Genomic DNA, 19,273 nt, shown 5'->3' on the forward strand with positions numbered 1-19,273 from the left:
GCGCATTGTAATGAGTGGAAATGACGATTTGATTCGCGGGTTCAGCCGCCGGACTTTTTAGCCTTGAAGCCTTTTTTGATCAGCTCTGCCAATAGCAGTTCTACGTGATCGCCCTGAATCTCGATCACGCCCTCCTTGAGCGATCCCCCTGTGCCGCAGCGTTGCTTGAGGGCCTTGGCCAGCTCTTTGAGCGGCTCTTCGGCCAACGGGACGCCGCTGATGGTAGTGACTGTCTTGCCGCCACGGCCCTTGCTTTCACGACGTACGCGAGCAATGCCGTCCCCCTCGGGGATGGCCGTCTGTTTGCAGGTGCACTCGGCAACGGGTTGACGACAATCGGGGCAGTGGCGCCCGGCGTCGGTTGAAAATACCAGGCCACCCAGGGCGGCGAGAGAAGCGGCTTTTTTAGCCACGCAAACATCCTCTTGTTGAGGACTGAAGATGGGTCGTGCTCCTACGAGCCATCGACCGCGAAGCCCCACTCTGGCAGGGGCAGCGCTACTGAAACGGCAGGGCCGGTCCAGTTTGAAAAGGTCGCGCAGTGTAACGGCAAACCGGCCGATTGCTAAGGGGCTGGATGCGCCAATTTCTGAACACTCGCTTACTGGTCGTTCTCTATCTGTTTGAGGTAGCGTTTCAGCGCCGCCAGGGAGTCTGGGCACCAGGGATTATGCTCAGCCTGTTGCAGAACTTCGGCAATGGGCATGAAGCGTGCCTCCAGTACCTCTTCAGGTTGCAGTTTCAAAGGTCCGTCCCATACGGCTGAAAACACTGCGCACCAGAGCCGGTTGCCCGGCTGATCGAAGAAAAACTGCTCGTGGGCCTGCAGCGGTACGCCACTGACCCCAAGCTCTTCTTCCAGCTCGCGCGCGGCAGACGCTGCATAGCTTTCATCCGCCTGGACCATTCCGCCTGCGGCTACATCCCAGTAGCCGGGATAGATCGCCTTGCTTAATGTGCGTCGGTGCACGCACAGCTCACCCTGGCTGTTGAACAGCAGAATATAAGTGCCGCGTCCGATCAGCCCGCGTTCACGCAAGTCGGCGCGGACCAGTGAGCCGAGCAGGCGATCCTGTTCGTCGACCCAGGCGATCTGCTCGGCATCCGAGGCGGCGCGGTGCGCGGCCTCGTTGGCAGGGATGGACATCAGCCCTGATTCAGCAACTGGCGCAGGTCAATGACTGCGGCGTTGGCACGCGAGATGTAGTTGGCCATGACCAGCGAGTGGTTGGCGAACACGCCGAACGGGCTGCCGTTGAGAATCATCGGGCTCCACATTGGCTCTTGCGAGGCTTCCAGCTCACGAATGATCTGGCGCACGCTGACCGTAGCGTTCTTTTTCGCCAGTACATCGGCAAAATCGACCTCGATGGCGCGCAGCAGGTGCGACAGCGCCCAGGCCTGACCGCGCGCTTCGTAGAATACATTGTCGATTTCCAGCCATGGCGTTTCGACGATTTCCTCATCTACCTGCGGCACTTCACCGGGCTTGACCGAGACAGCGGCTTCGGTTTTCAGTGTGCTGTTGAGCTTGACCCGGCCAACGCTGGCTGACAGGCGTTGCGACAGCGAACCCAGGCGGGTGCCGACATCGCCCAGCCAGTTGTTCAGGTTGTCGGCGCGGGCATAAAACAGTGCGCTCTTCTGGTTTGGATCGGACAGGCGTGCCTGGTAGCGGCTCAAGGAGTTGATCCCCTCGGCGTACTGCGACTCGCTGGAAGGCAGGATCCAGCTGCGATTGTTGAAGTTGAACAATGGCTCGGCACGTGCCAGATCGCCATCTTCAGCCGATTGCGACTGGGAACGGGCGAAGTCCTTGCGCAGTGCACGACTCAGGTCACGCACTTGAACCAGCACGCCGTATTCCCAGCTCGGGATGTTGTCCAGCCACAGGCCCGGCGGCATGCGGTCGTTGGACAGGTATCCACCGGGCTTGTTAAGCAACGTGCCCGCCACGGTCTTGAGGGTTTCAACCGTCGTGTAGCCGATGACCATCTGCTTGCCTTCGCGCTCGGCGGCGGCTTGCGCATTCTGTTGTACCGGGAACAGGGCAGGCTCCTTGCTCCAGTACCAGCCGACCAACAAGGCCACCAGCAGGTAGATCAAGATCAGGGCGCCCAGCGCGCGACTATAGAACAGGTTACCCAGGTAACCGCGGCGTTTGGTCGATGAAGTGTCTGCGGTGCGCGCACCCGCGCTGCCTGCGCGGTTCTTCCAATCCAGCATGGTAGGGTCCTTTCGATCTTGAGTTGAATGCTTCACGAGGCGTTCGACCGCAACCTTACCTCAAGGTGCGGCTGACAGACATTATCTTGAGATTTGAACTGTAACGATCATAGGCGCAGTCTATGCGTCGATTGATTTTGCATACTGGCTATGCGCCATCAAATTGTTGTCAAATAAGTGACTTACGACACTGTTCTGTTGTAACGGAGGTGCTAGCATAGCGCCATCAGCCGTATCGCTCAGCAAAACCACAGTAGTCTGAATATGACCGAGCCCGAAGACCCTAGCCGAGATCGCCTGAAGCATCACTTTGCCCAACGGGTCATTCACCAGGCACGCCAGATTCTGGAGACGTGGCAGCGTCTGCAGAAGGCCGAATGGTCGGTCGTCGATATGGCCGAGCTCAAGGAGTCCACGCAGCGTCTTTCGCGCTTTGCCGAGCGCTTCGAGCAGGCTGAACACAGCGCTCTTGCTCAGGAGATCAGCGAGGCGCTCGACGCGGTTGAAGCCAATCGCGGTCGCCTCAACAGCCGTGTCATCACTGATCTCAATCGCCTGATGCAGCGCCTTTCCCGAACCGGGCTGCGGCACGGCGATCGTTTTGAGCAAACCGCGCTGCCACCGTTGCGCAAGCCCGTCTATGTGGCGCTTCAGGACCACGAGCGTGCCGAGCGTCTGGCCAAGCAACTGGAATTTTTCGGGCTGGCGGCGCTGTCGCTGCACAATGTCGCCGAGTTTCAGCGGGCGATGGCACAGCGGCACCCGGCAGCGATTGTCATGGATGTCGATTTCAGCGGGTCCGGCAAGGGGCTTGAACTGGCCTCCCAGGCTCAGGAAGGGCTGGAGCAGAAGCTGCCGCTGTTGTTTTTCAGCCTCAATGAAACCGATACGCCCACGCGTCTGGCCGCAGTCAGGGCCGGTGGCGAAGAGTTTCTGACCGGCGCTCTGGAAGCGTCGAGTCTGCTGGAAAAAATCGAAGTCCTGACCTGCGTGGCTCAATACGAGCCCTATAAAGTGCTGATCATCGACGACTCCCGCGCGCAGGCGCTGCACACAGAGCGTGTTCTGAACGCTGCCGGAATCGTTACGCGGGTGTTGCTCGACCCGATTCAGGCGATGTCCGAACTGGCCGAGTTTCAGCCCGACCTGATCATTCTCGACATGTACATGCCGGGTTGTACCGGCACGGAGCTGGCCAAGGTCATCCGCCATAACGACCGTTATGTCAGCGTGCCGATCATTTATCTGTCGGCCGAAGACGATCAGGACAAGCAGCTCGATGCCATGAGCGAGGGCGGCGACGACTTCCTGACCAAGCCGATCAAACCCCGTCATTTGATCACCACCGTGCGCAACCGTGCTGCCAGGGCTCGTAACCTCAAGGCCCGCATGGTCCGCGACAGCCTGACCGGGCTTTACAATCACACGCATATCTTGCAATTGCTGGAAGATTGCAGCTTTCGTTCGCGACGTGAAGGTAAGCCGCTTTGCTTTGCCATGCTCGATATCGACCACTTCAAGAGGGTCAACGACAGCCACGGTCACCCGATGGGGGACCGTGTCATCAAGAGCCTGGCGCTGTTTCTCAAGCAGCGCCTGCGCAAGACCGATTTCATCGGTCGTTACGGCGGTGAGGAATTTGCCATCGTCATGCCGGACACCGACATCCAGAGCGCCCACAAGGTGCTGGATGACATCCGCCATCGTTTTGCTGAGATCCATTACCCGGCGCAGCCCGCCGATCTGTTCTGCACCTTCAGTGCCGGGGTGGTTTCTCTCGGCGCCAATGACGACAGCCTGAGCCTCGCCTCCCAAGCGGATACAGCGTTGTACCGCGCCAAACACGCGGGCCGCAATCGAGTGCATTCGGTGCTGGACGATGTGCCTTATCACGTTGTGTTGAACGAGATCGAAGCCTGATTCCTGTTCAGCCCTGACTTTCGATCAGTCTTTGCAGCTCCGCCGATTTGCCCGGTGAAAAAGCCAGTGCCAGTTGTGTGCGGTTATGCATGTGAGTCAGGCGCAGCACTTGCGACACATAGAGCTTCACAGTGTTTTCAGTAATGCCCAGTTCGCAGGCGATCTGGTAATTGGTCAGCCCGGTGCTGACCAGGCGCGCCACGTCCAGCTGGCGAGGTGATAACTTGGCCAGTGCCACCGGCATCTGCCCCTCGCGTTCCGCACTGTCACGCGTTCTCCGCTCGGGTTGAGGCCTGTTCTGTACGCTGTCCAGATTCTGATAAAGGTCGTCGATGGAGGCGGCCAGGAACTGGAGCTTCTCGTTGAGCAGGCCCAGTTGCTGGCGGTTTTTCTGCCGCTCGTTCAGCGCCTGGACTTGCAACTGCACACCTTCGAGCAATTCTGCAAGATCAACCGGCTTCTGGTAGTAATCGGCGATGCCGGCCCGAAGGGCCTTGATGACGTCTTTTTTCTCGGCCTGGCCGGTCAGCATGATGGCCTCGAACAGGTGCGTCTTGCCGCCAGTCATCTTCATCGCTTCGACCATCTCGATCCCGTTCATGCCGGGCATTTCCAGATCGCAAAGCACGATACCGATGGTGCTGTCGGCGCTGAAACGCTCAATGGCCTCAAGGCTCGAATAGCAACGCACACACTCATAGCCGCTGCTCTCCAGAAATTCGCAGAGTTCTTCAACAATAGGGGGTTGGTCATCGACCACCAGAACTTTGGTGAACGGGTAGTTATCCACAGGCAACTCCATGCTGTTAGGGGCCGTCGACGGCGCCCCGATCCATTCAGCAAAACATGACTTGGCGTATTCGATCAGTGTGGTATCGGTGACAGTACTTCATCGCCATGACTTAACCGTAGTCGTACTTTCTGACTATGTACATAGCATTAGAATTTTCCCGCGCCGTTATTCGACTAGTGGAGCAGTGCCGTGCTCAGGAGTAAACCTGCGAATAGAAAAGGTGAGAAGGGATGTTTGTCTGGCGCTGCGGGATTCATATACCGGTAGCGTTGCGCGGCCCATTGCCGTGCCTGAGGCCAGGCACTCTTTCCGACGATAAGCCAGACCGCCATGGCAACGCCGGCGCCAATAAACGTACACAACAGATACGCACTGTTCGAGGCCAGCGCCAACGCCGTCATCAGTTTGACGTCTCCGGCACCCAGCTTGCCGAGTGCATAACCGGGCAATGTCAGCGCCAGGGCCAAGGTTGCGGCCAACAAGGCCTCCAGCGCAGGTGAGCCGAGCCAGGTCATACCGGTGAACGCCAGGTAGGTCATGGCCAGGGCCGCTGCGCCGAGTGTCAGTTCGTTGGAAATCTGCTTGCAACGCGCATCCTGTTCGGCGCAAATTGCAAACCAGATCAGTAGGAAAAATAATTTCATCGCGCCGAAGACATCCTGTTATCGGGAAAGAATCTATGCTGTGTTGATGTAATAAATGTCAGGGTAGACGTTGATATGAGAACCGTTCCGAAACTTACCTTGCCCCGCCGTCAACAGGGGGCTGCCGCTATTGAATTCTCAGCGGTGTTCGTTATTTTCTTTGCGGTGTTCTACGGCATGGTGAGTTATAGCCTGCCTTTGCTCATGGTCCAGTCATTCAATGCCGCTGCCAGTGAAGCGGTGCGCAGAAGTGTGGCCCTCAGTCCGACCGTTACTGGTTATAACGATCTGTTGAAGAGTCAGGCCCGGAGTGTGGTCATGAACCAGCTGTCGTGGATACCCCCTGCGCTGGGGTTCAATGTCAGCCATACCAGCGTGACCTATAGCGCAGGCATTCTGACAGTGACCATTCAGTACCCCAAGACCCGACTCGCTCAGGTCCTGCCCTTGTTGACCCTGCCTGGCATTGGCGAGGTCCCGCGTTTGCCGAGCAACCTGACGGCACAAGCGAGTCTGCAACTTGTCCCTTGAAAAGAATCGTTTGAGCCGTTGGCTGGGCCGTGGTGAAGCAACACAAGTGCCGCAGCCTTTGCCTGTATCGAGCGAGCCCGGTCCGATCGGTGCGGACCTCTATCTGCTGCTGGATGACCAGGGTGGCATCCAAAGCATCAGCCCGCACTTGCTCGCCCGCCTGGACATCGCAGCGCCACTCCCGGCTGCCCAGCGGTTGATGAGCCTGTTGCTGCCCAACAGCGCACTGGTCATCGAAGGTGTGCCGCGTGACTGGCTGGGGCACATGCTCGACCTCGACTTCAAGGGCTCCGACGCGCATACCTTGCACGCCCGAGGCTGGGTGCAGGCACATGGCAAGGGCTGGCTCCTGCAATTGCTGGATATCAGCGACCTGATGGAGGAAGCCAGTGCCGCGCGCAGCCGCCAGCAGTGTCTGCGGTTTGCCGGGCAGATGGCCGAGCGTGTGCGTGGGTGCAGCGTGGACCGCCTGACTGCCGTGGTGAGCGAGCAGCTGGAGGAACTCGCGCAGCTATGGCGCATCCCCTGTGTAGCGCTGGTATTGCCGGAAGTCGGTGGGGTTGGCTGGCGTGTTTATTGTCAGTACAGCGCCCATACGGCGCCCGAGTTGTGGCAGGTCGGGCAGCGACTGGGCAGCGCACTGGGTCGATTCAACGTCGACGCTACGCAGCAACTGAGGTTTGGCGGCGGTGTCGAGGAGGGGGCGCTGCAAACTGTTTTCGGCAACGCTGACGGTTTTCTGATTCCCCACAGTCGCGATAACGTTGCCAAGGCCTGGCTGATGTTCGGGTTTTATAATGCGCAGCAGCAGGCTCCGGACCTTGGCGAGCGCGAGTGGCTCAACCTGTGCTCCGCTCTGGCCGGACCGGTGCTTTTTCGCCTGTCCGAGCAACACAACCGTCACCATGTCGAACGCCTGGCGGTGCTTCAGGACCTGCTGGGCACCGGGTGGTGGGAATTGGTGCCTGATCGTGACGAGGTTCTGCTGGCTCCGCAGCTGGCTCGCAGTCTGCGCCTGGGCGACCGGGTCGAAAGCCTGTCGCGTCAGGACTGGCTGGCGCTGATTCATCCCGCCGATCGACAGGAACTGTCCAGTCGTCTCGCGCAGTTGCGCGACAAAGGCACACCGCTGTTGCTCTGCGTGCGCCTGGCGCAAAACGATCCCGCCCAGGAAACCCTCTGGTTTCGTATCCAGGGTCAGGCATTGATCAGTGGTCAGGTTCAGCGTGTGCTGGGGTTCATGCTGGACGTCAGCGATATCAAGAATCAGGAAACCGAGGCCGCCGCCGCCCATGCCCGGCTGGATAACCTGATTGCCAGTTCGCCAGCCGTGATTTACGTGCAGCGTTACGATCACGGCAATCTGGAGCCAACCTTCTTCAGTGACAGCCTTACGCCTTTGCTGGGCTGGACGCTGGCCGATTGTGTGGAGGGGCAACTGGCGGGATACATCCATCCCGAAGACCACGACATCTGGTTCGAGCGTAACCGCCAACTGCTGCGCGAAGGCTTCGTCAGCCGTCGTTTCAGATTGCGCAACAGGAACGGCCAATATCACTGGCTGCTGGATGAGGCGCGATTGCTGCGTGACGACCTCGGCATGCCGGTGGAGGCGGTGGGGCTGTGGCTGGACGTGACCGAGGCCACCCTGGCTGCCGAGCATATTCGACGCAGCGAGGAGCGTTACCGCATTCTGGTAGAAGATTCGCCGGCGATGATCTGCCGTTACACGCCGGATCTGGTGTTGAGTTTCGGTAACCGTCCACTGGCCAACTATATGGAGTGCACGCCCGAGCAACTGACCGGGATCAACCTGGGAGACTGGCTGTCGGACGAGCAGCGCGAGGCGTTCATCAAGCGTATCGGCCAACTGACTCTGGAAGCACCGGTGAGTACCGAAGAAATCTGTATCGAGCTGCCGGGGCGCGAGTATGCCTGGTGGATATGGGCCGACCGAGGGGTATTCGACGAGCACGGCAAGTTGGTCGAAGTACAGGCGGTGGGTCGTGACAACACCGATGTGCGCCGCTCGCGCATGCAGTTGAATCAGAGCGCGAAGATGGCAACGCTTGGCGAGATGTCCACCGGTCTGGCCCACGAGATCAATCAGCCTCTCAACGTCATGCGCATGGCCGTGGTCAACGTTCTCAAGCGTCTGGGCCGGGGTGATGTGGACATCGAGTACCTCACTGAAAAGCTCAATCGCATCGACGCCCAGGTGCAGCGTGCTGCCCGGGTAGTCGACCATATGCGGGTATTCGGTCGCCGCTCTGAGGTAGAAGAGCAGTTGTTCGATCCTACCCAGGCGGTGGAAGGCACGATCTCGATGCTGGCTGAAGGCATGAAGGGCAAGGGCGTGCAGCTGCGGGTCGGCGCGATGATCGACGCTGTGCGCGTTCGTGGCCATGTCGATCAGCTTGAACAGGTGCTGATCAACCTGATGGTCAACGCCCGTGATGCACTGTTGTCGCGCCGGGAAAAGGACCGGGATTTCGAGCCGTGGATCAGTGTGGAGGCCGAACGCGATGAAAATATCATCCGCCTGGCGGTTCAGGACAATGGCGGGGGCATTGATCCGCGGTTGCTGGAGCGCATTTTCGAGCCGTTTTTCACTACCAAACCGGTGGGAGTCGGCACAGGGCTGGGCCTGTCGGTCAGTTATGGCATCGTCGACCAGATGGGCGGCCAGCTCAGTGTCGCCAACGTCGGCGAGGGAGCTCGATTCCAGATCGAGCTGCCGATCTTCAACGCCGATCAGACCGGCAGCTAAATCACCAGCGTCGCCTGACCCAGGTTGCAGCTCAGGTTGGTGCCGACGTCGGTGGCCCCCATGCTCACGCCCAGCGATTCGAACAAGGGGTCGACGACCGACGTCAGCAAGCGTGTCAGGGTGTCGTCGACAATCGCATCCAGCGCCAGGGTCAGGCTGTTCAGCGTGCCGGCCGCACCGGTGATGACGTTACCCAGCACATTACTGGTCGCCGGTTTATACACATTCACTTTTACGCTTGAAGCCGTGCCGTTGAGCAAGGTGCTCGGTTTGGTGTGTGCAACGCGTGTCAGGTAAAACGGAGCGGTGTTGATTTCCGGCAGGTTGGGCGAGCTGAACGTCGTGCTGGTTACCGCCGAGCTGCCCAGTGCCGACTGGCTGACGTTTTCGAAGGTAAGGCCGATACCGCCACCCCCGAAAGGCTTGCGGGCGGTGCAGTTACCCAGCAGCCCGGCGATTTTCTGACAGGTCATGGTGCCGATATCGATGATCGGCAGGGGCAGGGCGGTGATGGCCGCCGGATCAGTGCTGGCGGGGAAGGCAGATGGACTCTCGATCGAGCCTATCTTGGCGCTGAGCAGCGCTGCGTCGGTCTTGACGTTGAGGGTTTTGCTGGCGTTGCTGGTGCAGGTAAAACCGGTGACGTAGCTGTCGGCGCTGGCCATTGACAGGCTCATGTCGATCCTCGGACCTGCGCTTGACGAGCTGTCGGTCAGAAATTTGAAGTCGGTCACCATGCAACTGGTGAGCCCCAGCGCACAGGTGGCCGAGGTCCCCAGCCCGGCGAGGTTCAGGCCCAATGCGCTGTTGAGAATCGGCGTGAGGCTGCCGATCACTGAACCTGCGGTATTGGCCAGCGAGGTTATCGTACCGAGCACCGGCAGGTTGATCGACACCAGCGCGCGCATTTGTGCCGTGCGCACGTAAATCCGGTTGGCACCGTTTCGCGGGTCGAGCGGGTCGATCTTGCTCGGGTCGCCGATCGCCGACAGCTGAGGCGGCTCGATCACCTGAATGCGTGTGGTGACCTGCGCCAGCCCGGCGACATTGATCTGGGTCGCGGTCAGAATGCCGGTCTTTTCGTTGGCCAGTTGCGCGAGGCCCTGCACCAGATCCATCAGGCGCAGATTGGTATTCAGCGCGGCGAGGTCCGCGCCGCTCTGCACTGACAGCAGATCACCCAGCAGCACCGTGGTCGCTCCAGAGGCCAGCTTCAAGGCTTGCAGGCCCTGAATGGCGGCGGTACCGCCCAGCGTTGCGTTGGGGCTGATGACATTGATTGCGCTCTGCAGCAGCTGACTGACCGAGACCGACGTGTTGAGTACATCGTTGTAGCCAACCGCCGTGATGCTGAGGTCGGTTTTCAGCCTGTTCAGGTAGCTCAGCAGGCTCAGGTTGGTGTCTGCAATGCCTTGCCAGTTGGCAACACTCAGGTTCAGCGTGCCGCCGAGCAGGCTGCCGACCACCGGGTTGAGGAGCGCGGCGCCGGTACTGTCCACAGTGACTCCGGCACTGCGGATGGTCAGCGCCGCCAGCGGCGCGGCACTGGCGGCCACGGCGGTGGCGCTGATCGTCACATTGGGTGGGGAGGGCGTCTTTTCGAACAGTGCGCCAATGCCGGCTGCAATGCTGCGCGGCACCGGATGAGCCGCGACCACCTGAATAGCCAGCGCCTGCGTCGAGTCGGCGACAAATACGCGAGGCCCCGCGACGTCCACGGTGAGTGTTCCGCAGCGAGTCACCAGGGTGCGCCCATCGGTATTCGGGGTGAAACCGTTGCGCGTGGCGCTCTGATTGGCGAAATCGGGCGCCGTGGCTGCCGTGCCGCTGCACTTGCCTCTACGGCCCGCCGCTTCCAGAGCGGCAATGTCCGCAACCCGCTGCAACGAGCGTTTTTCCAGATACAGCCTGCCGCTGTCGATAACGGTCAGCGTGCACAGCAGCGCCAGGCCCATGGTCAGCGCGGCCATCAGGCCGATCGCGCCGCGTTGCCGGGAGGGCATCGCCGTATAACCATCCAGTGGAGACATCAACACTCCTTCGATCACGCCGTCGTACACTCATTTGTCCCTGGGGAGTGTAGTCAACGCCTTGAAAGAGCACTGGCAAGGTGCCAGATTTGAGAAGTGTCGCACCCGTGATGTGCGGGCGCGATCGGTTCTGTCGATCAATACTGGTAACGCAGCACCCCGTGCGACAGGGCACGAACGGCAAAGATGCCCAGCAAGGCCGTCATGGCTGGCACGACGAGCCACCAGACGCGCACCGACATGGCCGGCAAGGGGACATTGCGTTGAATGAACGCCAGGCTGGCGGCGCAGACACAGAACGCCAGGAGCATGCCGGCGAGAATGTCGGTGGGCCAATGGACACCCAGGTAAACCCTCGACAGGGCGATTGCCAGGGCCGGAATACCGGCGACCAGCATCCAGGTCAGGCGCAGCCGCACGGGCTGACCGCGTCCGGCCAGTACGGCCAGGGTCATGAACAGCGCAAAGGCTGCCGAGCTGTGGCCGCTGGGCATGCTGTACGTCGTCAGCGGTTCCAACAGCACCTCCGGTCGAGCGCGGGCGAAAAACGTTTTCAGGATGCCGTTAGCGATCGCGGTGCCCAGTGTGGCGGTCAGGGCAAAGGCTGCGTGGCGCCATTGCCTGGCAACCGCCAACACGATGATCAGCAGGCTGGCGGCCAGCAACTGCGCCCTGAAATCGCCAATGCTGGTGACGAAGACCACGATGTGCTGCGTGGCTTCACTACGGTGTTCCTGGATGAGCGTCATCAGGCCGTTGTCGAAGTCGGCCAGCAACGGGAAGCCGAAGAACAGCGCCGCGACCAACATCAGGCTGAGCGCGGAAATCAGTCGGGTTGCGTAGCGTTTCTGGCGAATACTGCTCTGGATGCTCAGCCCGAACAGGACGGCCAGCCCGCCGCCGACCACGGCCGCCTCGGGCCAGAACCCTTCCGGCAGTGGCAGGCGAATGGCCGCGCCTGCCGCCCAGCCCGGCATCAGGTAGGCAATCGACCAGCCTGCCGCCGCCAGCACGCTGACGGCCACGAAGCGCGGCAGCGGCATGTCGCACATACCAGCGATCATCGGCAGCATCGGGCGCAACGGACCGATGAAGCGGCCCACCAGCAAGCTGGCAATGCCGTAACGGTGAAAGTATTTTTCCGCACCTTCCATCCACTCCGGGTGCGTGCGCAAGCCGGGCAACTGACGGATATTCTGATGAAAGCGCCGGCCTATGAAATACGACACCGCGTCACCCAGCAGCCCGCCGAGAAAACCCAGCAACAGCACTTCGCTCAACGGCAGTATGCCGCTGCCGGCCAAGGCGGCGATGGCAAACATGATGACCGTGCCTGGCACGACGATCCCGACGATCGCAACGCATTCAATGAAGGCCACCAAAAAGATCGCGACAGCCACCCAAGAAGGGTTTGCGGTCAGCCAGCCGGTCATTCCATTGAGCAGATCGCCCATCGGTCAGTTTCCTTGATCGAGAAATAAGTAGTCGCGGCCTTCGACCTGACCACGTCTGAGAGGGTTCCGTGTGCAGAATCGGGCGTAACCGGCATCCACGAAGCGGTACATCAGGTGTTCATCGCGCCCGGCAGGGATACCCAGGCGGGTGGTCTGGATAATACGTTCGGGTGTCTGGCCGACATCCTCGACCAGCAGTCTCTGCGGGTCGAAGCGCTTGGCGTCCCACACCGGGACTTTCAGGCCGAGCGCCTTGCACAGCAACGTCTGGCCAGCGCAGAGTCGCTGCGCAGGGCGCATCGCGCCGCTGGCGTCGGGGTTGTTCAGTTGCATCTGCGCCAGCGCGTTTTCGTCGCTGATCGCGTCGGTCCAGGGAAACGCCGATTTGATCAGCACGGCGTTACCTGGCCCCTCAGCGCTGAAATTCAACGAATCGCCGCCACGCGCGTAGTACATATAGATGTGGCCACCGTCGAGAAACAGCGCCTTGCGTTTCTCGGTGTAACCCAGCGAGGCATGGCTGCCTTTTTCGGCGCAGTAGTACGCTTCGGTTTCGATGATCCGGGCGGCCAGCCACAGGTCGCCTACCTTGTGGCGGATCACCTTGCCCAGCAGATCGCGCGCCAGCAACTGGGCATCGCGATGAAAGAAGTGGTCGGGGAGGGCTGTGGGCATATTCAGACGGGTACATTGAGAAAGAGCCCGATAATAACAAGCGCAACTTTAATTGCAGCTGAATGTGTCTGTATTAGGCGCTTTGTTGTTTCTGAACGTGACCGAATCATGACAAGCCGTTAAGCCCATGCGTGATGCCTGCCTGCGCATGGCCGTCGGCAACGCCTGCCACGGTGACGAAAAATCTGCGCACTGATATCGACCATCCGCCTGTCTGCGCTGTCGTTCGTGCGGCACGACAGCTATAATCAGCCGCTTTCCTCTTTGCCAAGACCTCTGAGACCAATGACTGAGTCCGTTCTTGACTACATGACCCGCCTGGGTCGCGCCGCCCGCGAAGCTTCGCGAGTGATCGGTCGTGCCAGCACTGCGCAGAAGAACCGCGCCCTGCAGGCCACCGCCGCCGCTCTGGACGAAGCCCGCGCCGAGCTGTCTGCCGCCAACGCGCTGGACCTGGCCAATGGTCAGGCGAACGGCCTGGAGCCGGCCATGCTCGAGCGTCTGGCCCTGACCCCCGCACGTATCGACGGCATGATCGTCGGGTTGCGTCAGGTTGCAGCGCTGGCAGACCCGGTCGGTGCGATCCGCGACATGAGTTATCGGCCTTCGGGTATTCAGGTCGGCAAGATGCGCGTGCCGCTGGGTGTTGTCGGCATCATCTACGAGTCACGTCCGAACGTGACCATCGATGCTGCCAGTCTGTGTCTCAAGTCCGGAAACGCAACCATCCTGCGCGGTGGTTCCGAAGCCATTCATTCCAATCGCGCCATTGCGGCCTGCATCGAGCGCGGTCTTGCCGAGGCCGGGCTGCCCGCTGCTGTTGTACAAGTGGTTGAAACCACCGACCGTGCAGCGGTTGGCGCGCTGATCACCATGCCCGAGTATGTGGACGTCATCGTTCCGCGTGGCGGCAAGGGTTTGATCGAGCGCGTCAGTCGCGACGCGCGAGTGCCGGTCATCAAGCATCTGGACGGCATCTGCCATGTCTATGTCAGCGCCCACGCCGATCTGGCCAAGGCGCAGAAGATCGCTTTCAACGCCAAGACCTACCGTTACGGGATCTGCGGCGCGATGGAAACCCTGCTGGTCGATCAGACCATTGCCGCCGACTTCTTGCCGTCGATGGCCGCGCAGTTTCGCGAGAAGGGCGTCGAGTTGCGCGGTTGCGAGCGCACCCGTGACCTGATCGATGTGATCCCTGCCACCGAGGAAGACTGGCACACCGAGTACCTGGCGGCGATTCTGTCGATTCGTGTCGTGTCCGGGCTGGATGAAGCCATCGAGCACATCAACCATTACGGCTCGCATCACAGCGACGCCATCGTTTCGGACCATCAAGGTCAGGTGCGCCGGTTCATGGCCGAGGTCGATTCCAGTTCGGTCATGGTCAATGCGCCGACCTGCTTCGCTGACGGGTTCGAGTACGGCCTGGGTGCCGAGATCGGCATTTCTACTGATAAGCTGCACGCCCGCGGTCCTGTCGGCCTTGAAGGACTGACCTGCGAGAAGTACATCGTGATCGGTGACGGCCAATTGCGCGGACAAGCCTGACTTGAATAGCCCCATGACCGCGCTGCCCAGACGTATCGGCATGCTTGGGGGCACGTTCGACCCGGTTCATATCGGTCATTTGCGCGGTGCGCTCGAAGTGGCCGAACTGCTGGAACTCGATGAGTTGCGCCTGACGCCCAGCGCCAGGCCTCCGCATCGTGACATGCCGAGCGTCACCGCCGAGGACCGTCTGGCGATGGTTCAGAGCGCCGTTGCGGGAGTGTCGCCCCTGACGGTGGATGACCGTGAACTGAAACGTGACAAACCGTCGTACACCCTCGACACACTGGAATCGATGCGCGCCGAACTGGCGCCTCGGGACCAGTTGTTCCTGTTGCTGGGTTGGGATGCCTTTTGCGGGCTGCCGACCTGGCACAGATGGGAAGAACTGCTGGAGCACTGCCATATCGTGGTGCTGCAGCGCCCGGACGCGGACAGCGAGTCGCCGGATGCCATGCGCAATCTGCTGGCGGCCCGCGCAGTCAGCGATCCCAAGGCCCTGAAAGGGCCGGGTGGACAGATTACATTCGTCTGGCAGACGCCGTTAGCGGTGTCTGCCACCCAGATCCGTCAACTGCTGGCCAGCGGTAAGTCGGTACGTTTTCTGGTGCCAGACGCGGTACTGGCCTATATCGATGCGCGCGGGCTTTACCGTGCGCCGAACACTGATGGGTCGTCCTGAAACTGCTTTGATCGACAAGCGTCTGGACGGTCCCACACATACGAGCTGAATGAGTTTTATATGACAAAGCAAAAAATGAGCAGTGAAGAAGTCATCAATGTTGCGATTGCAGCCCTTGAAGAGGTCAAGGGTGCCGACATCCTGACCATCGACGTGCGCGACAAGACCAGCATCGCCGACTACATGCTGATCTGCACCGGTACGTCCAACCGTCAGTTGAACGCACTGGTCGATAACGTCCGTGACAAGGTCAAGGCTGCCGGCCTGAAGTCTCTGAGCGAAGAAGGCAAGGGCGACAGCGACTGGGTCCTGCTGGACCTGGGTGATGTGATCGTCCATGTGATGACCGCTGCGGCACGCCAGTTCTATGACCTTGAGCGCTTGTGGCAGGGTGCCGAACAAAGCCGTGCTGCCAGCGCTGCGCACCACACACCAGGCAACGAATAAGGTTTTGATGTGCGTCTGCGTCTGATCGCTGTGGGTTCGCGCATGCCCAAGTGGGTGGAAGAAGGTTGGCACGAATATGCCAAGCGGATGCCCTCCGAGCTTGCGCTCGAACTGGTGGAAATCCCGCTCAATACCCGAGGCAAAAACGCCGATGTCGCGCGCTTTATCCGTCAGGAAGGCGAGGCGATGCTGGCGAAAGTGCAGCCGGGCGAGCGGATTGTCACGCTGGAAGTGCATGGCAAACCGTGGAGCACCGAACAGTTGGCGGTCGAGCTCGATCGCTGGCGTCTCGATGCGCGCACGGTCAACCTGATGGTCGGCGGCCCCGAGGGGCTGGCGCCTGAAGTCTGTGCTCGCAGTGAACAACGCTGGTCTCTGTCGCCGCTGACCCTGCCGCACCCGTTGGTGCGCATCCTGATCGGCGAGCAGATGTATCGCGCCTGGACGGTCCTGTCCGGGCACCCTTATCACAAGTAGCATCGTTTTTACTGTGAATACGGCCTAAATGTCTCAACCGATCCGCCTCAAAGACCACGAAAAGGACGCACGCCTGGTGCGCGGCAGGGTCGTGTTCGGTGCTGTGGCGGTGGTGTTGCTGGTCTGCGTGCTGATTGCCCGGTTGTATTACCTGCAGGTCATCCAGTACGAGTATCACTCCACGCTCTCGGAAAACAACCGCGTTCACGTTCAGCCGATTCCGCCCAGCCGTGGGCTGATCTACGACCGCAATGGCGTTGTGGTTGCCGATAACCGACCCAGTTTCAGTCTGAGCATGACCCGTGAACGCGCAGGCGAGTGGTCCAGCGTGCTCGACACCATTGTCGAGATTTTGCAGCTCACCCCCGATGACCGCATCATCTTCGAAAAGCGCATGAAGCAGGGGCGTCGGCCGTTCGAGCCGGTGCCCATCCTGTTCGAGCTGAGCGAAGAACAGATCGCCCTGATCGCCGTCAACCAGTTCCGCCTGCCGGGCGTCGAGGTGGTTGCGCAACTGGTCAGGCACTACCCGCAAGGGCCGCACTTTGCCCACTCGGTCGGCTACATGGGGCGGATCAACGAGAAAGAGCTCAAGAGCCTCGACCCGATCAATTACAGCGGCACGCACCATATCGGCAAGACCGGTATCGAGCGCTTTTACGAGCCCGAGCTGCATGGTCAGGTCGGCTACGAAGAGGTCGAGACCAACGCCCGTGGTCGCGTGCTGCGTGTGCTCAAGCGTACCGACCCGATCCCTGGCAAGGACATCGTCCTGAGCCTGGACATCAAACTTCAGGAAGCCGCCGAAGCTGCACTGGGCGGGCGTCGCGGTGCGGTTGTCGCACTGGACCCGGCCACCGGCGAAGTGCTGGCGATGGTCAGTGCGCCGAGCTTCGATCCGAATCTGTTTGTCACCGGCATCAGCTTCAAGGCCTACGCCGAACTGCGCGATTCCATCGACCGGCCGCTGTTCAACCGCATTCTGCGCGGGTTGTACCCGCCTGGCTCGACCATCAAGCCTGCGGTGGCGATTGCCGGGCTGGATACCGGTGCGGTGACGCCTGGCTCGCGGGTATTCGATCCAGGCTATTACCAACTGCCCAATTACGACCACAAGTACCGCAACTGGAACCGCACCGGCGATGGCTGGGTCGATCTGGATACGGCGATCATGCGTTCAAATGACACGTACTTCTACGATCTGGCACACAAGGTGGGCATTGATCGACTGGCTACCTACATGAACAAGTTCGGTATCGGGCAGAAGGTCTCGCTGGACATGTTCGAAGAGTCTCCCGGCCTCATGCCTTCCCGTGAGTGGAAGCGCGCCACGCGCCGTCAGGCCTGGTTCCCTGGCGAGACGCTGATCCTCGGCATCGGTCAGGGCTACATGCAGGCAACGCCGTTGCAACTGGCCCAGGCGACCGCGCTGGTGGCCAACAAGGGTGTGTGGAACCGTCCGCATCTGGCCCGAACCATCGAAGGCAAGGCGCCTGTGGATGAAAACCCGATGCCGGACATCGTGCTGCGCGACCCGGCCAACTGGGGACGCGTCAACCACGGCATGCAGGAAGTGATGCACGGCGCGCGCGGTACGGCGCGCAAGGCCGCCATTGGCGCGCAGTACCGGATTGCCGGCAAAAGCGGTACGGCCCAGGTCGTGGCCATCAAGCAGGGCGAGAAATACGACCGCACCAAGGTACAGGAGCGTCACCGCGACCATGCCTTGTTCGTCGGCTTCGCCCCGGCCGACAACCCGAAAATCGTTGTTGCAGTGATGGTCGAGAACGGCGAGTCCGGTTCCGGCGTCGCTGCCCCCGTCGTGCGTCAGGTCCTGGACGCCTGGCTGCTCGACGAAAACGGCCATCTCAAACCCGAGTACGCCGGTTCCCTGAATCTGGAGGCTGCGGCCCGTGAAGAGTAATTTCGACCGCATCCTGTCCAGTGAAGACGTGATGCGTCGCCGCGCCACGTTTCTGCAGCGCATTCATATCGACGGTCCATTGCTGATCCTGCTGCTGACGCTGGCGGCGGGCAGCCTGTTCGTGCTGTATTCGGCCAGCGGCAAGAACTGGGATCTGCTGATCAAGCAGGCCAGTTCGTTCGGCATCGGTCTGGTGGCAATGGTGGTGATCGCCCAGCTGGAACCGCGCTTCATGGCGCGCTGGGTGCCGGTGCTGTATGTCATCGGCGTGCTGCTGCTGGTGGTGGTGGATGTCATGGGCCATAACGCCATGGGGGCGACGCGCTGGATCAACATTCCCGGGGTGATCCGCTTCCAGCCTTCGGAGTTTCTCAAGATCATCATGCCGGCGACCATCGCCTGGTATCTGTCCAAGCGCACGCTGCCCCCGCATTTGAAGCATGTGGCGGTCAGTCTTGCCCTGGTGGGTGTGCCGTTCATTCTTATCGTGCGCCAGCCCGACCTGGGGACGTCACTGCTGATTCTGGCATCGGGTGCCTTCGTGCTGTTCATGGCCGGTTTGCGCTGGCGCTGGATCATCAGCGTACTGGCGGCGGCCGTACCGGCAGCGGTGGCCATGTGGTTCTTCTTCATGCACGACTACCAGAAGCAGCGCGTACTGACGTTTCTGGACCCCGAAAGCGATCCGCTGGGGACCGGCTGGAACATCATTCAGTCAAAGGCTGCCATCGGTTCGGGCGGCGTGTTCGGCAAAGGCTGGTTGCTCGGCACCCAGTCGCACCTCGACTTTCTGCCGGAAAGCCATACCGACTTCATCATTGCAGTATTGGGTGAAGAGTTTGGCCTGGTAGGCATCTGTGCGCTGCTGATCATTTATATGCTGCTGATCGGCCGCGGGCTTGTGATCACTGCACAGGCGCAGACATTATTCGGCAAACTGCTGGCCGGTGCGTTGACCATGACGTTTTTTGTTTACGTTTTCGTCAACATCGGTATGGTCAGTGGCCTGCTGCCAGTGGTGGGGGTGCCGTTGCCCTTCATTAGCTACGGCGGAACTTCGCTCGTGACCCTACTGTCAGCGTTTGGGGTTTTGATGTCGATCCATACACATCGTAAATGGATCGCTCAAGTTTGATTAAGGTGAACTAT

17 protein-coding genes are annotated in these 19,273 nt (G+C 60.5%); 9 read left to right on the top strand and 8 right to left on the bottom strand.

The features are described 5' to 3' along the window. Positions 1-41: 41 nt before the first annotated feature. The 3 genes from JOE33_RS17655 to JOE33_RS17665 all read right to left on the bottom strand — a co-directional run bounded on the left by JOE33_RS17655 (position 42) and on the right by JOE33_RS17665 (position 2,226). Complete coding sequence (locus JOE33_RS17655; protein ID WP_003313912.1) at positions 42-413, bottom strand: translation initiation factor Sui1; 372 nt, start codon at positions 411-413, stop codon at positions 42-44. Between the two features lie 188 nt (positions 414-601). After that, positions 602-1,147 carry an NUDIX hydrolase gene (locus tag JOE33_RS17660; protein WP_054993271.1) on the bottom strand — a complete coding sequence of 182 codons (546 nt, stop codon included), beginning with the start codon at positions 1,145-1,147 and terminating at the stop codon, positions 602-604. Then, entirely contained in the window at positions 1,147-2,226 is a 1,080-nt protein-coding gene (locus JOE33_RS17665) for a DUF2333 family protein (protein WP_010427276.1), read from the bottom strand. Before JOE33_RS17665 ends, JOE33_RS17660 begins: the two co-directional genes overlap by 1 nt. 264 nt (positions 2,227-2,490) lie before the next feature. On the opposite strand from JOE33_RS17665, the gene JOE33_RS17670 reads away from it, so the two are divergent. Then, a complete protein-coding gene (locus tag JOE33_RS17670; protein WP_122530055.1) occupies positions 2,491-4,146 on the top strand; it encodes a PleD family two-component system response regulator in 1,656 nt (551 codons plus the stop codon). Between the two features lie 7 nt (positions 4,147-4,153). Here the strand turns inward: JOE33_RS17670 and JOE33_RS17675 are convergent, their stop codons facing one another. Beyond that, positions 4,154-4,936, bottom strand: coding sequence for a response regulator transcription factor (locus JOE33_RS17675; protein ID WP_010427272.1), 783 nt, complete (start codon positions 4,934-4,936; stop codon positions 4,154-4,156). 176 nt (positions 4,937-5,112) lie between these two features. Beyond that, positions 5,113-5,583, bottom strand: a complete 471-nt coding sequence (locus JOE33_RS17680) for an A24 family peptidase (protein WP_010427270.1) — start codon at positions 5,581-5,583, stop codon at positions 5,113-5,115. Between the two features lie 75 nt (positions 5,584-5,658). Here JOE33_RS17680 and JOE33_RS17685 point away from each other — a divergent pair, with 75 nt between their 5' ends. Together JOE33_RS17685 and JOE33_RS17690 are read left to right on the top strand one after the other, a co-directional pair. Next, on the top strand, positions 5,659-6,114 hold the full coding sequence (locus JOE33_RS17685) for a TadE/TadG family type IV pilus assembly protein (protein ID WP_025990794.1): 456 nt from the start codon (positions 5,659-5,661) through the stop codon (positions 6,112-6,114). Next, positions 6,104-8,884: a PAS domain-containing sensor histidine kinase gene (locus tag JOE33_RS17690; protein WP_163023388.1), complete on the top strand. Its 2,781-nt coding sequence runs from the start codon at positions 6,104-6,106 to the stop codon at positions 8,882-8,884. Before JOE33_RS17685 ends, JOE33_RS17690 begins: the two co-directional genes overlap by 11 nt. Here JOE33_RS17690 and JOE33_RS17695 read toward each other — a convergent pair. From JOE33_RS17695 to JOE33_RS17705, 3 genes are all read right to left on the bottom strand, one after another. After that, positions 8,881-10,914, bottom strand: a complete 2,034-nt coding sequence (locus tag JOE33_RS17695; protein ID WP_032615587.1) for a TadG family pilus assembly protein — start codon at positions 10,912-10,914, stop codon at positions 8,881-8,883. The two genes, JOE33_RS17690 and JOE33_RS17695, sit on opposite strands and share 4 nt — an antisense overlap. Positions 10,915-11,051: 137 nt before the next feature. Continuing rightward, complete coding sequence (locus JOE33_RS17700) at positions 11,052-12,368, bottom strand: bifunctional DedA family/phosphatase PAP2 family protein (RefSeq protein WP_032615586.1); 1,317 nt, start codon at positions 12,366-12,368, stop codon at positions 11,052-11,054. Positions 12,369-12,371: 3 nt separating this feature from the next. After that, positions 12,372-13,043 carry a DNA-3-methyladenine glycosylase gene (locus tag JOE33_RS17705; RefSeq protein ID WP_054993267.1) on the bottom strand — a complete coding sequence of 224 codons (672 nt, stop codon included), beginning with the start codon at positions 13,041-13,043 and terminating at the stop codon, positions 12,372-12,374. A 285-nt stretch (positions 13,044-13,328) separates the two neighbouring features. Between JOE33_RS17705 and JOE33_RS17710 the strand changes: the two genes are divergently transcribed. Genes JOE33_RS17710 through rodA form a run of 6 tightly spaced genes read left to right on the top strand, consistent with a single transcriptional unit; the run spans position 13,329 to position 19,259 of the window. After that, positions 13,329-14,594 (top strand): glutamate-5-semialdehyde dehydrogenase, encoded by a 1,266-nt coding sequence (locus JOE33_RS17710; RefSeq protein WP_032615582.1) that lies wholly within the window; start codon positions 13,329-13,331, stop codon positions 14,592-14,594. A 22-nt stretch (positions 14,595-14,616) separates the two neighbouring features. After that, the gene (nadD, locus tag JOE33_RS17715) at positions 14,617-15,276 is read left to right on the top strand and encodes a nicotinate-nucleotide adenylyltransferase (RefSeq protein ID WP_162091518.1); all 660 of its coding nucleotides are present in this window, start codon (positions 14,617-14,619) and stop codon (positions 15,274-15,276) included. A 60-nt stretch (positions 15,277-15,336) separates the two neighbouring features. After that, positions 15,337-15,723 (top strand): ribosome silencing factor, encoded by a 387-nt coding sequence (gene rsfS, locus JOE33_RS17720; RefSeq protein ID WP_002555337.1) that lies wholly within the window; start codon positions 15,337-15,339, stop codon positions 15,721-15,723. A gap of 9 nt (positions 15,724-15,732) precedes the next feature. Then, a complete protein-coding gene (gene rlmH, locus JOE33_RS17725; RefSeq protein ID WP_002555336.1) occupies positions 15,733-16,200 on the top strand; it encodes a 23S rRNA (pseudouridine(1915)-N(3))-methyltransferase RlmH in 468 nt (155 codons plus the stop codon). A gap of 28 nt (positions 16,201-16,228) precedes the next feature. Further along, positions 16,229-18,124, top strand: coding sequence for a penicillin-binding protein 2 (mrdA, locus tag JOE33_RS17730; protein ID WP_003399770.1), 1,896 nt, complete (start codon positions 16,229-16,231; stop codon positions 18,122-18,124). A 31-nt stretch (positions 18,125-18,155) separates the two neighbouring features. Continuing rightward, the gene (gene rodA / locus JOE33_RS17735; protein ID WP_003368803.1) at positions 18,156-19,259 is read left to right on the top strand and encodes a rod shape-determining protein RodA; all 1,104 of its coding nucleotides are present in this window, start codon (positions 18,156-18,158) and stop codon (positions 19,257-19,259) included. Positions 19,260-19,273: the final 14 nt, after the last annotated feature.

Source organism: Pseudomonas sp. PvP027, assembly GCF_017833005.1.
Taxonomy (GTDB): Bacteria; Pseudomonadota; Gammaproteobacteria; order Pseudomonadales; family Pseudomonadaceae; genus Aquipseudomonas; species Aquipseudomonas congelans.

What these genes read in the sequence shown, in the direction of transcription:
- JOE33_RS17680 (WP_010427270.1), bottom strand. Translation starts at nt 5,583, where the DNA reads ATGAAATTATTTTTCCTACTGATCTGGTTTGCAATTTGCGCCGAACAG.
- JOE33_RS17705 (WP_054993267.1), bottom strand. Translation starts at nt 13,043, where the DNA reads ATGCCCACAGCCCTCCCCGACCACTTCTTTCATCGCGATGCCCAGTTG.
- JOE33_RS17660 (WP_054993271.1), bottom strand. Translation starts at nt 1,147, where the DNA reads ATGTCCATCCCTGCCAACGAGGCCGCGCACCGCGCCGCCTCGGATGCC.
- JOE33_RS17665 (WP_010427276.1), bottom strand. Translation starts at nt 2,226, where the DNA reads ATGCTGGATTGGAAGAACCGCGCAGGCAGCGCGGGTGCGCGCACCGCA.
- mrdA (WP_003399770.1), top strand. Translation starts at nt 16,229, where the DNA reads ATGTCTCAACCGATCCGCCTCAAAGACCACGAAAAGGACGCACGCCTG.
- JOE33_RS17700 (WP_032615586.1), bottom strand. Translation starts at nt 12,368, where the DNA reads ATGGGCGATCTGCTCAATGGAATGACCGGCTGGCTGACCGCAAACCCT.
- JOE33_RS17685 (WP_025990794.1), top strand. Translation starts at nt 5,659, where the DNA reads ATGAGAACCGTTCCGAAACTTACCTTGCCCCGCCGTCAACAGGGGGCT.
- JOE33_RS17670 (WP_122530055.1), top strand. Translation starts at nt 2,491, where the DNA reads ATGACCGAGCCCGAAGACCCTAGCCGAGATCGCCTGAAGCATCACTTT.
- JOE33_RS17695 (WP_032615587.1), bottom strand. Translation starts at nt 10,914, where the DNA reads ATGTCTCCACTGGATGGTTATACGGCGATGCCCTCCCGGCAACGCGGC.
- JOE33_RS17710 (WP_032615582.1), top strand. Translation starts at nt 13,329, where the DNA reads ATGACTGAGTCCGTTCTTGACTACATGACCCGCCTGGGTCGCGCCGCC.
- rodA (WP_003368803.1), top strand. Translation starts at nt 18,156, where the DNA reads ATGCGTCGCCGCGCCACGTTTCTGCAGCGCATTCATATCGACGGTCCA.
- rsfS (WP_002555337.1), top strand. Translation starts at nt 15,337, where the DNA reads ATGACAAAGCAAAAAATGAGCAGTGAAGAAGTCATCAATGTTGCGATT.